This is a genomic window from Qipengyuania gelatinilytica, assembly GCF_019711315.1.
GTDB classification, from domain to species: Bacteria; Pseudomonadota; Alphaproteobacteria; order Sphingomonadales; family Sphingomonadaceae; genus Qipengyuania; species Qipengyuania gelatinilytica.
The window spans coordinates 1,627,287-1,642,506 of sequence record NZ_CP081294.1; the positions used below are offsets into that span (position 1 = coordinate 1,627,287).

The window sequence follows — 15,220 nt, forward strand, 5'->3', positions numbered from 1 at the left end:
TGATAAGAATTGAGGCAAGATATGACGACCAAACTTGATCAAGACGATCTCAACAACGCGGTGTGGGCAGCATGCGACACGTTCCGTGGGGCGGTGGACGCGACGCGGTACAAGGATCTGATCCTAGCCGTGCTGTTCTGGAAATACCTTTCGGACCATGCGGAATGGCAGCGCAAGGACCTCGCCCAGCGGTACGGTCCCGATGACCCGCGCGTCGAACGACAGATGAAGCGCGCTCGCTTCGTCCTGCCGGAAGGCACCGATTTCAAGACCATCCACGCCAAGCGCCTGGCCGACAATCTCGGCGAGCTGATCAACAAGGCTCTGGAGAAGATCGAACTCGAGAATGAGGCGAAGCTCAAGGACGTGTTCCGTCCCATCGACTTCAACTCGGAGACCTTGCTCGGCGCGACCAAGGAGCGCAATCGACTGCTCAAGCTTCTGCTGGAAGATTTTGCCAAGCCTTCGCTGGTCCTGACGCCAGACAAGGTCAGCGAGGACGCGATCGGCGAAGCCTATATCTATCTAATCAGTCGCTTCGCAGCGGACGGTGGCAAGAAGGCGGGCGAATACTACACCCCGCGCAAGATTTCGGAGATCGTCGCCCGGTTGGCCGATCCGAAACCCGGCATGACGATCTGTGATCCGGCCTGCGGCTCCGGCGCGCTGCTCATTCGTGCGGGTGAGGCGGCAAAGTCCGATGACCACCGGTTGTTCGGGCAGGAAGTGAACGGCTCCACCCACGCTTTGGCGCGCATGAACATGTTCCTCCATGGCGAGGACAATGCGCTGATCGAATGGTGCAACACCCTCACGTCGCCCGCCCTGATTGAAGACGACCGGTTGATGCAGTTTGACCGGGTCGTCGCCAATCCGCCGTTCAGCCTGGACAAGTGGGGCGCGGATGTCGCTGAAACCGACCCCTACAAGCGGTTCAAGCCGGTAATCCCGCCCAAAAGTCGTGGTGACTACGCCTTCATCCTGCACATGCTGGCAATCGCCAAGCGGGGCGAAGGGCGCGTGGTCTGCATTGCGCCGCATGGCGTTCTGTTTCGCGGCGCGGCGGAAGGGCGCATTCGCGAAGACCTGGTGCGCCGCAACCTGCTTGACGCGGTTGTCGGCCTGCCCGCGCAGCTTTTCCCGTCGACCGGCATTCCGGTGTGTCTTCTCGTGTTCGACCGGGCGCGCGAAGAGGGTGGCGCGCGTGCGAACGTCAAGGACGTGGTCTTCGTCGATGCCTCGCGCGAATTCGTGCCGGGCAAGCGCCAGAATGCGCTGGGCGACGAACAGGTCGAACACATCGTCTCGACCGTGATGGAGCGCCGCACCGAAGACAAGTACTCAAGCATCGTCACTTTTGCCGAGATGGAAGCCAACGGCTTCAATCTCAACATTCCGCGCTACGTGGACACCTACGAGCCCGAGCCCGAGATCGACGTAGCTGCATTGCAGAAGGACATCGACCGTCTGGAGACGGAACTTGTTGAGACGCGCAAGCGGATCAAGCTGCACCTCGCGGAGCTCGGCATCGATGGCTGAACAAGGTGAAGCTGAAAACGGCGAGGGGGCCGTGGTCTGGGGCAGTGCATATCCCCCCAGTATCAACGCGGGTATTCCGAAGCTGGGCAAATTGCCTGCCGGTTGGTCGCGCATACGCATGAAGGACATGCTCGACGTGATCGAGCGTCCCGTGAAGCTGGTGGACAGCAAGTCCTACCAGCTCGTCACCGCCAAGCGCAGCCGGGGCGGGATTGTATCGCGCGGCACACTCCGGGGCGATGAAATCAGGGTGAAGCAGCAGTTCGAAGTGCGTTCGGGCGATTTCATTCTGTCCAACCGCCAGATCGCGCACGGCGGGTGCGGCATCGTCCCCCCCGAATTGGACGGTGCGGTCGTGTCGGGAGAATATACCGTCTTGCGGCCCAAGCCGATGCTCGACCTACGCTTTCTGCATTACCTCTCTCACTCGGCTTACTTCCAGCAGATTTGCTTCCACTCCGGAGTAGGCGTCCATGTGGAGAAGCTGGTCTTCCGTCTGCAAGACTGGTTGAACTGGCAGATTGATGTCCCTCCGCTGGGCGAACAGCAGAGAATTGCTGCGGTGCTGGCTGAATTTGACAACGCAATTGAGGCCAGCCAATATTTGATCACTGGCAAGCAGAGGAAAAAACGCTTCCTGATCGGTCAGTTTTTTGCCCCATCAATTGATCTAAATTTGCCAATCCCCCCAGGCTGGTCACGAGTGCGCTGTGACAAGTTGGCGAAGGTTGTTGGTGGTTCAACGCCTGACACGAAGGAACCCGCTTATTGGGGAGGTCACATCCCTTGGTGCACTCCAACTGACATAACCAATTTGCCCTCGCGCTACATTTCGACAACAGCAAGAAGCCTCACGCAAGCTGGGGAATCTGCTTGTTCGACGAGCATTCTGCCTGCCAGGAGCATAGTGCTGTGCAGCCGTGCGAGTGTCGGAGAATCTGCTATCAACACCGTGCCAATGTGCACCAATCAGGGCTTTCAAAGCCTTGTCCCAAAGCAGGAAGGCGACCTCTATTACCTGTATTATTTGATGCAGGCTTGTAAGCGGCGATTGGTCCGCTTTTCCGCTGGAAGCACGTTCCTCGAATTCCCCGGACGGGAGTTGGCCCAGATGCCAATCGTTATTCCGTCGTCTGCCGAACGCGAAAAGGTCGGGAGGATGTTCGCGGCGCTCGATGACGAAATTGATTTGATTAGCGCGAGAGCCTTTGCTCTTCGCGAGCAACGTCGTGGCCTGATGCAAAGGCTGCTTTCTGGTGATTCCAAACATTATTGGCGGATCATGGAGGAGGTTGCCGTATGAGCCAGCTTTCCGAAGCCTCGGGTGCTTTGATCGAGCAGCCTGCGGCATCTGCAACACAGATTCGTCCGGTCAGCCGCATCAGCTTCTCGCTGACGGACAAGGATGCCTTCGAGAAATCGGCGCAGTTTGCCGTCGATTGGCTGGCAGGCAAGATCGGTGGGGCGCTGCCGGATGAAGCGCGCGCGCTCGCAAGCTTCGATACGCGCAGGGCGGATGGCTTTCACCCCTGCCATGCCGTGCGTGTGGACGACCACAGCGGCAGCATCTGGGCTGCGCGCATCGACGAGCCCGGCTCGATGCCCAGTGCTGGCGAAACTTGGTCAACCGAGATGTTTGTAGAAAGGCCGGTTGGCGGTCTGGTCAGGTTTGGCGCGCAGCTCATGGTGCGGCGCCCGGCGAACAGCCCAGACATCAGGCCGAGCCGACCGCGCCTGATCTACGATCTCCTTTCCACGCTTTCCGCTGAGGCGGACGGAGAAGCGATCACCGATGCGCCTGCAAATCTGACCACGCATGACGACGCGGATACTCTGGCGAGGCTGATCTACCGACCCAAGCGTCGGCTGCCCATCGTGGTCGTTTCCACCGACTATGATGGCTGGTCGCAGGTAAATCTGCACCAGCTGGGCGTCAGACTGTCGGGGGCAGCACATCTTTATGCTGCTGGTCCTGAAACCAGTTGGGAGCTTACCCGTCTGATCGGCAAGCGCATGTCCACCTTCAATGGCGGCGTGCGCATCTACATGCCGGGGATCGAAGAAGAGGATGAGGATCCGTTCCAGCATCCTCTGTGGCTCATCCCGAAGGCCAGGCCAAATCATGCGCTGATCAACCAGCTGGCCGAACGCATTTTTCCACTCGGCTTCCAAGACAACGAAGGCGAAACGCGCTTCTGGCACATCGGCCAGCTCCGCAAGGCCGCTTCGGCCACCGTCGCCATGGAAACGGTTGGCAGCGAAACTGAAAAGCTCGAAGCACAGGTCGCCGCATTGCAGGACGAGGTCGCCGACCTGAAAGAGCAGCTGGAAGTCGCGGCTGGCCTTGAGCGCATTGCCTCTTCTGCCGAGAAGGCCGCGCAGCAAGACGTCCAGCGTATGCAGGACGAGATCGGTCGCCTCAAAGCGGAAAACTATCGCCTCCGCTCTTCGGCCCAGCATGCGGCGGTCGTCGAGGAGAAGCCCGCAGAGCGGGAGCTCGCCAGCTACGACGATCTGGAAGACTGGGCCGACGAAGTGCTTGGCCCCCACATCTTCATTCACAACAAGGCCATCCGCGAGTGCCGAAAGAACGGGCATCCCGACATGCTGGAGCGGATTGCCAACACGCTCCTGGCGATTCGTGACTACTGGATTCCCTTTAAACTTGAGGGCGGGCTCGACCGGAAGGAGGCCGCCGTCAACGCACTGGCCGCACTTGGGGTCGAAGACGAAGGCTGCTTCACCCGGCGCGAGAAGGCTAGCGAGAAGCCGGAATATTCGGTCAGGGAGGGCACGATCACATGGGTCCTGTATGACCACTTCAAATATGGGAACTCGCGCCAGAATTCCGAGCAATTCCGCATGTACTACGCCTGGGACGAAGATGGTCGTCGCCTGATTATCGGCAAGATGCCGTCCCATCTGCCCAACGACATGTCATGACCGTTTCCCCCGAATTTGCCCTGTCCGAAAGCGGCGGCGTCCAGCTTCAGGTGCTGACGACGCTGGCCAACTTGGGTTGGCGCTACCGCACCCGCGCGGAAATTGACGCGATGCGAAAGGGACACCGCAGTTCGGTGATACTAACCCCGCTCGCTCAGGAAGCTTTGGCGTCGATCAACAGCATCGATCAGGACGGAGTGGATCACCCCTTCACGGCGCAAGCTATCGACGAAGGACTTTCCCGCCTGCGCGATCTGCGGTTCGACGGACTGCTCCGGACCAATGAACTGGCTACCGACTATCTTCAGCTCGGAACCGCCGTTCCCCAGACGATCAATGGACTGACCCGCGAGCGGCAGTTGCGCTTCGTCGCCTGGGGCGAAAACGAATGGAAACGCAACAGTTTCGACATGACCGCCGAGTACACGGTCGATGGGCGCAACGATGCAATTCGATGTGACATCGTGCTGTTCGTCAACGGCATCCCGTGGACGGTTATCGAGCTCAAGCGCTCGGGAGAAAAGACATCCCAGGGAATTAGCCAATCCATCCGGAATCAGGGCCAGGCTGAAGGCGCTCCCCAACTCTTCGTGCCCGTTCAATTGCTGATCGCCGGCAACCCTGCCGAGCCGCGCTATGGCACTGTCGGCACTCCAGCCAAATTCTGGTCGGCCTGGCACGAGCCCGCGCACGGTGGGATGAGCGAAGCGGATATTGCCGCGTTGGTCAACGCTGAGCCGCCCGAAGACGTCATGGCCGCAATTCTTTCCGATTTCGCCTCTCACGCCCGCCGCCACAATGCGCTGCGCGAAGCGGGGCATCGCTGGGTGACGGAACTTGACAAGACGATTGTCGGCTTGTGCCGCCCTAACCGCCTGCTCGATCTGGCCCGGCGCTTCACCCTCTTTGACAAGGGCACGAAGAAGGTCGCACGATACCAACAGGTCTCAGCCGTCTATCGAATTCTTGAGCGCATCGAACAGCGCGACGAAGACGGACGCCGCAAAGGCGGGGTGATCTGGCACACGCAGGGTTCGGGTAAATCACTCACGATGGTCATGCTGGCGCGTGCGCTGGCGTTCCACTTGAAGGACGCGAGCCCTCGAATTGTGATCGTTACCGACCGGCGTGATCTCGACCGTCAAATCAAGAAGACCTTCGCTGCCACAGGCTTCGAACCCGCTCAGGCGCGCACCGGCGAGCATCTGATGAAGTTGATCGAGGACGGAGCGCCACTCGTGACGACGTTGGTCAACAAGTTCCGCTCAGGCGTGCGGAAACGGGCGCTCGCGTCCGACAGTTCGGACATCTTTGTTCTCGTCGATGAGAGCCATCGCAGCCAATACGGCAATGACGATTCGATGCACGAAGACATGCGCCGGGTGCTGCCAAATGCCTGTTATATCGGCTTCACCGGCACGCCGCTGTTCAAGGATAAGGCGCGAAACACCTTTCTGAAATTCGGCGAGCTTATCGATTCCTACCCAATCTCGCGTGCGGTGAAGGACAAGGCTGTTGTGCCGCTCCTCTATGAGGGTCGCATTGTAGCGGAAACCCTCAACGCCGCGGCGCTCGATGCCTGGTTCGAACGTTCGAGTGACGGCCTGACGCCGGAACAGAAAGCTGAACTCAAACGGCGAATGAGCGCGCCGGGGGTGATCCAGACAGTTGAAGCGCGACTGAAGGCGATAGCCTGGGATATCCGACAGCATTATTTGCAAGGTTTCAAGGGAACCGGGATGAAGGGGCAGGTTGTCGCACCGGACAAGCAATCTGCGGTGATGCTCAGGACCTTATTCGACGCGCTCAACGAGGGCCAAGTCGATCAGGTCACAGCTGAGGTGATTATCTCTGCGCCCGACAAACGCGAAGGCCACGATCAGGTTGGTGTCGCACCGAAGAAAGAGGTGAAGCGGTTCTGGGCCGAGATGATGGCCCGTTACAAGACCGAGGACGAATACAACGAAGCGATCGTGGCGGAGTTCGATTCACCCGAAAGTCCCGAACTGCTGATCGTAGTCAGCAAATTGCTGACCGGCTTCGACGTACCGCGCAATACGGTGCTGTACCTGACACGAGCGATCAAGGAACACGATCTCCTTCAGGCTATTGCGCGCGTCAATCGCGTGTTCGACGCCGACGACGCGCCGCCAAAGCCCTTCGGCTACATCGTCGACTATTGCGGCGTTCTGGGCGAGCTTAACGAGGCACTAGAAAGCTACGATGCTCTGACCGGCTTCGACGATGCCGATATCAACAGCGCACTTTTCGCAATTCGCACCGAAGCCGAGAAGCTGCCCGGACTGCATTCGGATTTGCTCGATCTCTTCGCTGGCGTGGCTAACCGCTACGATCAGGAAGCCTATGCGCAAGCTTTGGCAGATGAGGCGATGCGCGATCTTTTTCATCGCAAACTTTCGGCGTTCGCCTCAACGCTGAACGTCGCCTTGTCATCACGCCAATTTGTCGAATCTGCTCCGCGCGAACGATTGGACCGTTGGAAGGCTGACCTCAGTCGCTTCGAACTGCTGCGCCAGGATGTCCGCCGCCGTTACGCCGACACTATCGATTGGGCACAATACGAAGGTCGCGTCCGTAAACTGCTCGCCGAACATATCACTGCGCACCGTGTCGATACCGTTGTCGATCCGTTCAACATTTTTGATGAAGGAGCCATTGAGGAGCAAATGGCAGGCGGACGGAGCGCTGCGTCCGTCGCTGATGAAATAACCAGTCAGATCAGCCGGACCATCACTGAAAACTGGGATGAAGATCCCGCCTTCTACGAAGCATTCTCCAAACTGGTGCAGGACACGATCGACAGCTTCCGGCAAAAGCGGATCAGCGAACAGGAATATCTGAAGAAGGCACGTGGGCTAAAAGATCAGGCGCATGCCCGTGCGGAATCGAAGGAAGTTCCAGAGGCGCTGCGCGGCAATGGTCATGCCGTCGCGTTCTGGGGCGTAATCGCAAAAGAGCTCGGCGAACTGTCGCAGGAGGCTGAGGAATATGCCCCTGACATCGCGCTCAAACTGCTGGAAATTGTCGAGAAGCATCGCCGAGTAGGCTGGCAAGATGATCGTGATCAACAGAACCGAATGCGCGCTGCTGCCGACGACTTCTTCTTTGATACCGCGCCAGAGCAATTTGGGCTTTCGCTCAATCCTGAAAGGATCGACGGATTGGTCGATCAAATTCTGACTATCGCTCGTGAACGCTTGCCCAAATGACAGAGAGAGGCGTTGCAGCGTGGGGCGGACGGTCAATTCCGTTTTCGGTGGTTCGGTCCGAACGCAAGACGATGTCAATCACCGTGAACCCTCACGGCGATGTCATTGTCCGGGTCCCGAATGTTGCCGATATTGAGGAAGTGATCGAACGCGTTGCGAAGCGCGGCGGTTGGATAAGCTACCATCAGATGAACGCTGAACGCTGGCGGCCCCGAACGCCCGCACGCACATATGAATTGGGTGAGACACACCTCTTTCTTGGTCGGCAGTATCGGCTATCTGCTGAAATTGGATTAGCGCAGTCAGTCAAAACTTTGGGCGACCGCATAGTCCTAACAATGCATCGACCGAACCGCATAGCAGAACGCAAAGCGCTGCTAGACGGTTGGTATCTCACACAGGCCAGAGAGATAATCGGCAAACGCCTCGACAAGGTGTTCGAGCCATTTGCCGTTTTGGATCATCCACTCCCCCGCTTGATCGTTCGAGATTTAACTCATCGCTGGGGAAGCTTGACGTCACGTGGAAACCTCGTCGTTAGCCGTCATATCGTCCGTGCTCCTCGGCAATGCATCGACTATGTTCTAGTTCATGAGCTTTGCCATCTTGAGCACCGCAACCACGGTGCGGAATTTTGGAACCTTCTTGATCGCATGATGCCGGATCATCAAAAACGAAAAGCAAGGCTCGAGAAGATCTTACTTTGATTGCCATCACTCCAGGCAACTTTCTAACCACTCGGCTGCCTTCGCCGCAGCACTCGCGGCAGTGAAGATCGCCCGGTTGTCGGCCTTGAGCACCTTCAGCCAACTGGCGAGGTAGCTGGCGTGATCCGGGCGCGGGCTGGCGGAAAGACCAAGGTCGCCGCAAAGGAAGGCTGAACCAAGCTCGGCCACCAGTTCTTCCATGGCATAGGCATCGTCACCGAACCGCTTGCCGAATGTGCGGCCAAGACGGTGGTCGGCGCCAGACCAATGGATCAGCTCGTGCAACAAGGTGGCGTACCAGTTCTGCGCCGCGCTGCCGCTGGCCGTTGCGAAGAAGCGCTCGCGTTCCGGCATTGTGATGGTGTCGGTCGCGGGAGTGTAGTGGGCGCTGTCGCCGTTGATGCGTACGGCGGCACCGGTGGCAGAAACGAAAGCGTCCGCCTGTGGGATAGGGTCAAATTCTTCTCCGTCCGGCACTTCGGGCAGGGCGTAACCTTCCACCTGGCTGGCGTTGAACACATGCGAAGCCTGCGCAAAGATGCGGGTCGAGCTGTCTCTTTCTTCGGCCTGATCGTCATCACGACTGTCGAAGACCTTGTAGAAAACGATGGGCGAAGCCTTCTCGCCCTTGCGGACCTGAGCACCAAGTGACTGCCACTGGCGATAGGTCGCCCAAAGACCATGCCCGAAGTCCTGCGCTTCGGCGCTGGCCCAAAGTGCAAGTACGTTGACGCCGCGATAGGCTTTCCCCGTTGCTGCATTCACGGGGCGCGAAAGCGGTGCGGTGCTGCGATGCCAGGGAAGCGAGAACTTGTCCGTGCCGCGTTCAAGGGCGGCGATGATCTGGTTGGTGATTGTATCGTAGATGCTGGCGGTTGTGGCGCTGGCCATGGTGAAAATCCTTCGTCCATTCGTTGGGAACGCGGATGAAGGGACGGGCCGGAATGGCCGGGCGGGTCAGCGGTTACGCGGAACAGCCAACACGGGAGGGCTTCAGCCCGAATGGAGCGGGCAGGCTGTTGATCCCGCCCGGTACGGCCTGTCGAAGAGGAGCAGTTCATTCCAACGGCAGGGCGAAGGACGCCATGGCCTGCCGCCGCCAGGGCTTTTGATCAGCCCAACCCAGCACCCATTGCCTTTGACTTTCCGGCTTCGGGAGTATTTGCGATCATGGCCGTCTGCTTCTCACCCGCGCGTTCGTAAATCGCGCGGACAAGCCGGTTCTTATCGTCGGTGACAACCACAGCCTCTGCCCTGGCGCGTGACAGCGCGACATAGAGCATTTTCTGATCGACCAGATTGGTAGAGCGGCTGTCGGCGTGAATCAGGACGTGCTCGGCGGTCTGTCCCTGTGCGGCGTGTGCGGTCTGGACGTAAGCATGCCGCAAGTGGGCATCGCGTGGATTGGAGAGATCGAGCTTCTGCTCTCGGCCATTGGCGAGCTTCACCGTTGCCCGGTCACGGTCGGAATCGATGCTTGTGACGGACCCGCCAAGGCCATTGAACCGTCCCGTCTCGCGGTCGTTGCGGGTGAACTGCACGCGGTCGCCGGTGCGCAGTTCCATCAGTTTCGGCTCGAACACCTCGGCTTTGCTCGCGCCCCACTGCCGGGGATGCCAGTCCAGCGACCGTCCATCGCGGCCTTCAAGGGCAATGCGCCCGCGCTCAGGATCGACGGCGGCTATCGCGTAGCTTTCGCCCCGGCGCACGCCCTTGGCGGCATAGTCACGACTAAAGCGGACGACATCGCCGATGGCATAGCTTGCTGCCTCGCGCGCTTCGGCACGGGTCAGTCCTTTCGCTTCAAGAGCGTGGAACCGCACGGCTTCCGCTGAAAGCTCGCCGCGCTCGGTCAGATTCGCGCGGATCATGCCGGTGAGCCTGTCCCGGCCCTCGCGCGATGGTTCGATCACCAGCGTTCGGGCGCGATCTGTTGGTGACAAGGTCAGATAGTGCCGGACCATCGCTCCAAGGCGCTCGTCCGGGGTTGTGCCTTCGACTACCTCGCCGCCGCCGCGTTCAAGCGCGGCCAGGGCCTTGCCTGCATGGCCCTCGATCGAAGCCATGACGGCTTCGCGGGTTTCGGCATTGGTCTGCCGAACTACCTCGGCAAGTTTCCCGGTCGCCATGCCTGCCTGCTGCAACTGGGCAAAGGCCGCCCCCGCGCCGACCGAACCCAGCTGCTTCACATCGCCCACGAGCACAAGGCGGGCTCTCGCCTTGTCGGCGCGGGTCATGAGGTTTGCCATGTCGTGGGCCGACAGCATCGAGGCTTCATCGACGATCCAGACCGCGTCCTTGCTAGCTGTCTTCGCCTCAGGCGCGAGCAAATGCCGCGCCACGGTATCGCCGCGCAGGCCAAGTGCTTCGCCAAGCACAGTCGCTGCCGAAGCGGTCGGCGTAAGCGCGGTCACAGCTAGCCCGTGGCGCTTTGCCTCGCGCGCATAGGTCGCGAGCACCGTGGTGGTCTTGGCGGTCCCGGCATATCCCTGGACAGCGGCGACGCGATCCCGCGAAGTGAGCAGGTCTGCGGTCGCCCGCTTCTGGTCCGGGGTCCAGGCATAGCCGGAACGCGCCGACTGCCGCGCTGCGCGTTCGATGGTCCGCGCCGCCGCCACCGGACTGGCGAGTGATCGCGCCATGCCGCGCCCGGCTTGCTCTAGCCGCAGCATCGTCCGCTCTGTCTCGATCGCCTGCGGCGTCGTGAACCCCGCAAACTCCGCGCCGCGCCGGTCAAGGAAAGTGCGCGGGGCAAGCTCGCCGCGTTCTCCGGCCTCGGCAATAGCTGCGCTGATTGCACCGTGCCCGACCTTGCCAAAGGCAAAGTCCCCGGCCTCGCGCGCCAATGTGCTGGCCGAAAATACCGCCTCGCGTTCGGAGAGCTTGGCAGCGGCCCAAGCCACCGCCTGCCTAGCCAGCAATTCCGGGCTGGCGGTAGCTTCGCTGGCTTTAACTCGCTCTCTCGCTTCACCAATCAGCCTGTCGCGCGCCCCCTTGTCGAATCCGTTGGCATCGGCAGTCGCCCGCCAGTCGGTGCGCAAGGTGCGATGATCTGTAGTGGACTTGGCCTCGCGGGTATCGAGCGCGGCGATCTGCTTTTCGGCGGCGCTTGCTTCCGCGCGACTCGTGCCGCGCTCTGCAAGCCGGGCATCGATTGCCGCAGTGCGCTGGCTCAGCGCATCGATAGCCTTCTCCGGAACGCCCACGATCTCGAACAGCGAGTCTTTGCCCGCGTCGATCTTGTATCCCAGCGCGGCAACTCCGTGCCCCAGCTCCTGACGGTAGATCGCACCGATCTCCTTTTGCAGCTGGTAGAAGGCGCGCGGCTCAAGGCTGCGCCAGTTGCCATCCTTGTCCTGCGTGGCGTTGATCACGACGGCATGGGTATGCAACTGCGGGTCCTGTGCCCTGCTCGTGGCATGGCGGAAGGTGGCTATGGCGAGATTGCCGGTCGCCTCGCGCCGCACCTCGCCGCCCTGTCTGATCCGGGTTGCCGCCATGTGCTTCTCGACATGGGCGAGCGCCACTTTCACCGCCGCGCCATGCGCCTTGATCAGCCGCTTGTCTCCGGCAACCTCGGCCATGATCGAGACCGACTTGGGCGCGGACAGGGTGATATCCCAGCCTGGCCGGTGCTCTACTTTGCCATCGCGGGTGGTGCCGAGTTGTTGTCCGGAAACGCGCCCTTCGAGCAATTCGGCAAACTTCTCGCGATCAACTTCGCCCGACAGGCCCAGCTTCTCTGCTGCCTCGCCAAACCATTCGGACGGAGCCATGCCCCCTTCGGCATAATAATCGTCGGCTTCGTAATAACTCGCAGCCTGAGCGGCACTCGACAGGGCCGAGACCGAGGCGACCACTATACCGGTCCCGGCTTCGCATCAGGCTCGGCACCTTTGGCGATCTCGCTAACCCGGCTCCACAGCGTGCCTGCCGGATCACCTGGCACATAACCGGGCTGACGAGGCTCGCCGCGCCGGGTGATGTGATCGGCGGTGAGACCGATACGCGCGACCGGCAGGCCATCGGGAAGCAGTAGATAGCCCTGATGCGGAGAGAGCCGCAGTTCGCTTTCGAGCACGGCGGGGCGGAACTGGCGCTGGGTGGCGATGGTCGTGCGCGGCACTTCGCTGCCAATCGACAATGTGTCGGTGGCAACGCGCAATTCCACCTCGCACTGGCCGATGGTCTCGCTCGCCCACTTACGGGTTTCCTGATCGACGGTTTGCAGAAACAGCTTGGTATTGCAGCATGCCAGCATGGCCTCGGCAATGTTCGCGCCATAGCGATTGCGCATCTGCCCGAGCGCCTGAAAGGTGAGCACGATGGCCGCACCAAACTTGCGCCCCTCCGGAAGCAGCCGGGCAAGGTTCTCGACGCGGGGCAGGTCTGCCAACTCGTCGAGCACGAACCAGATGCGGCGGTCTGGCGATGGCGACAGACCCAGCACAGCACTTGCCGCACATTCCAGCCAGCATGCCATGAGTGGCTTGGACGCTTCGAAATAGTCTTCCTTGCGGGGCACGAAGATCCACGGCTTTGCACCCTCGCACTCATCCAGCTTGGCGATGAAGTCACGGAAGGCGAAGCGCTCTTCTCCCTCATCTTCGACCTTCAGGAACTGGATCAGGTTCGCTGCCTTGGCGAGCATGAACAGCACGCTGCCGGTTGCGCGGTCGGCATCATTAGCAAAGGTGCGGGCCGACGACGTGTGACCCAGCCATTCCTTCAACTGCTCCTTGTCCTTGACCTGCAGGGCTTCAAGCAACGCTTCGAGGCTGCGATTATCTTCGGCCCAAAGCGAGCGGATCATGTTGGCGACGAGAATACGGCTTGTTTCGAGCCAGACATCGTCATCCTGGCTACTGGTTTCCGAGACCAGCTGGCGCGCTATCCGGTCGGCGTCGGCGGGGTGCGATATCTCGTCGAAGGGCGTCCAGAAGGCACAGCGCGCATCGAAGGGATTGAGGATGATGTCCCCGCGCGCGGGGTTGTAATAGTGCGCGATGAACTCTCCGCTCGTGTCATAGACCAGCGCCGCTTCGCCGCGCCTTTCGATACCGTCGAGCATCTGGCGCAAGGCAGTGGTTTTCCCGCTGCCGGTGGTGCCGAGAAAGGCGAAGTGACGGGTCTCGATCCGGCTCGGAATTGGGACCGGACCGATGCGCAATGCGTCGCTTCCACAGAGTAATGTCGTCTGGGCCGCAACGTCTTCTTCATCCGCTACGCGGGTGCCGCCGATGACCCGGTCGGCGAGCGTATCCTTGCCCTGTTCGGACATGGTTCGCTGGAGCACCCAGACCGTGAACAGGCCTATGGCAAAGCCGGTGGTCGCGCCGCCAGCGATCACTTTGATGACCTGCCAGAAGGTATCGGTGAAGAGCGGTTCGGAGGCAAACCATGCTGCGGAAACGGTCCAGCGCTGGCCTTCCATCGCAATGTTCATCTTAATGTCGCTGCCTGTCAGCGAGCCCAGCAAGGTTAGCGCATTGGCCCATGCAAACTGCAATGCGGTCGTTATCGCGAGGCCATGCAGTAAGAACTGCGGTGCGATGAATGCTCCGGCCCCTGCTGCGCCAAGAGTGATCGTTGAGAAGAAGCGAAAACGCTGCTGCCATTGCGCCATGCGCACACGCCACAAGGCATGGGCGCGGGTGACAAAGTCGATGTTCGAATTCACGGCTCAATCTCCAGGGCGAGCGAGCGCTGGCGCTCGAATGCGGCGCGCGCTTCCGCTGCAATTGTCTCGTCGGATTTCTTCGTTCCCAGCGCGGCATGGCGGGCGTAAGCGTAGGCTGCACATGCGGTGAACAGAGTACGGTCGAGCACCCGTTCGGCCTCAGCCAGGCGCTCCGATATTGACCCGATCTCGCGCGCCAGTTCGGCGAGATCGGTCTCCTTGTCGGTGCCGTGGAGCATGGCGAGAAAGCCTGCTTCTACGATCCGCGCCAGCATGGCGTAATCGCTAAGGCCTCTGCGCCTAGCGAAGTCAGCCAGCACCCGATACTGCGACGGACTGAGGCGCACCGTCTGCGCCCGCGTGCTCATCGGTCCGCTCCGGCGGCGATGCTATCCGCCATCGCGAGGAATAGCGGAATCGCGCGGATTCTGGACAACGGACCTGAACGCGATGCTATCCGCATCGCCTCAAACCCGCAGAAATCCTCGATGCACAGGTGCGTGGGGTGTGTATGAAAAATACGGGTCCGATACGCAGTATCGTGGCCCTTTCCTTCTCCAGTCTTTCGCCGGTCAATTGGCATGGACGTCTTGCTCCATGCTTGCCGTTGGAGGCGTCGCAGACAGGATCAGATTGCGGGCGACATCATCGTCGAAATAGCGCTCGCGGGATTGGCGCGAAGGCGCCTGGCGGTCCGCCATTTCGGGACGCGTGAACCAGCGAAGCAATGCGAGGTCGATCGCTGAGCGAACGTCATCTGCAAGCTGATTGGTCTCTTCTGGCGTGAGGTCAAGCCACCCGAATTCGGTACGAAGCTGGCTGCCGAGCGGATATCCGGTTCCGTCCCGGCTCCTGTAGACCGGCCCCTCGACAGTGAGGCAACAATCTTGTCCCTCAAACCGCTCACGGACCGGGCGTTCGTACCAGAGCCAGGGCTGCAATGTGTGTCGACGGGCGCGCCCATCGGCATTGTCTTCAACGAGCAATTCGACGAGCTGGGCCGCGCGAGCTTCTTCGTCGCTCGGAAGGCGAGCGATCAGCAAGCCATGCTTCTGCAGGGCCGCGTTGATCAGGGAAAGGATGGACATAGGGGAGATGCTTTCTGCGGGCCATTGCCCGCC

At 60.5% G+C, this 15,220-nt stretch carries 10 protein-coding genes; 5 read left to right on the plus strand and 5 right to left on the minus strand.

The window, feature by feature from the left end:
* Positions 1-21 precede the first annotated feature (21 nt).
* From K3136_RS08085 to K3136_RS08105, 5 genes are all read left to right on the plus strand, one after another.
* Entirely contained in the window at positions 22-1,539 is a 1,518-nt protein-coding gene (locus tag K3136_RS08085; RefSeq protein ID WP_221429833.1) for a type I restriction-modification system subunit M, read from the plus strand.
* Positions 1,532-2,842 (plus strand): restriction endonuclease subunit S, encoded by a 1,311-nt coding sequence (locus K3136_RS08090; RefSeq protein ID WP_221429834.1) that lies wholly within the window; start codon positions 1,532-1,534, stop codon positions 2,840-2,842. The genes K3136_RS08085 and K3136_RS08090 overlap by 8 nt, the downstream gene beginning before the upstream one ends.
* Positions 2,839-4,482, plus strand: coding sequence for a hypothetical protein (locus K3136_RS08095; protein ID WP_221429835.1), 1,644 nt, complete (start codon positions 2,839-2,841; stop codon positions 4,480-4,482). The genes K3136_RS08090 and K3136_RS08095 overlap by 4 nt, the downstream gene beginning before the upstream one ends.
* Positions 4,479-7,712, plus strand: a complete 3,234-nt coding sequence (locus K3136_RS08100; RefSeq protein WP_221429836.1) for a type I restriction endonuclease subunit R — start codon at positions 4,479-4,481, stop codon at positions 7,710-7,712. The genes K3136_RS08095 and K3136_RS08100 overlap by 4 nt, the downstream gene beginning before the upstream one ends.
* Positions 7,713-7,783: 71 nt before the next feature.
* Positions 7,784-8,419, plus strand: coding sequence for a M48 family metallopeptidase (locus K3136_RS08105; protein ID WP_172807106.1), 636 nt, complete (start codon positions 7,784-7,786; stop codon positions 8,417-8,419).
* Between the two features lie 6 nt (positions 8,420-8,425).
* On the opposite strand, the gene K3136_RS08110 is transcribed toward K3136_RS08105, so the two are convergent.
* The 5 genes from K3136_RS08110 to K3136_RS08130 all read right to left on the minus strand — a co-directional run bounded on the left by K3136_RS08110 (position 8,426) and on the right by K3136_RS08130 (position 15,187).
* Positions 8,426-9,310, minus strand: a complete 885-nt coding sequence (locus tag K3136_RS08110; protein WP_054525427.1) for an ArdC family protein — start codon at positions 9,308-9,310, stop codon at positions 8,426-8,428.
* 221 nt (positions 9,311-9,531) lie between these two features.
* Positions 9,532-12,279, minus strand: a complete 2,748-nt coding sequence (gene mobF / locus K3136_RS08115) for a MobF family relaxase (RefSeq protein WP_221429837.1) — start codon at positions 12,277-12,279, stop codon at positions 9,532-9,534.
* Positions 12,279-14,099: a type IV secretion system DNA-binding domain-containing protein gene (locus K3136_RS08120; RefSeq protein WP_231679516.1), complete on the minus strand. Its 1,821-nt coding sequence runs from the start codon at positions 14,097-14,099 to the stop codon at positions 12,279-12,281. Before K3136_RS08120 ends, mobF begins: the two co-directional genes overlap by 1 nt.
* The gene (locus K3136_RS08125) at positions 14,096-14,467 is read right to left on the minus strand and encodes a hypothetical protein (protein WP_054525429.1); all 372 of its coding nucleotides are present in this window, start codon (positions 14,465-14,467) and stop codon (positions 14,096-14,098) included. Before K3136_RS08125 ends, K3136_RS08120 begins: the two co-directional genes overlap by 4 nt.
* A gap of 204 nt (positions 14,468-14,671) precedes the next feature.
* The gene (locus K3136_RS08130; RefSeq protein ID WP_054525430.1) at positions 14,672-15,187 is read right to left on the minus strand and encodes a hypothetical protein; all 516 of its coding nucleotides are present in this window, start codon (positions 15,185-15,187) and stop codon (positions 14,672-14,674) included.
* Between the last annotated feature and the right edge of the window lie 33 nt (positions 15,188-15,220).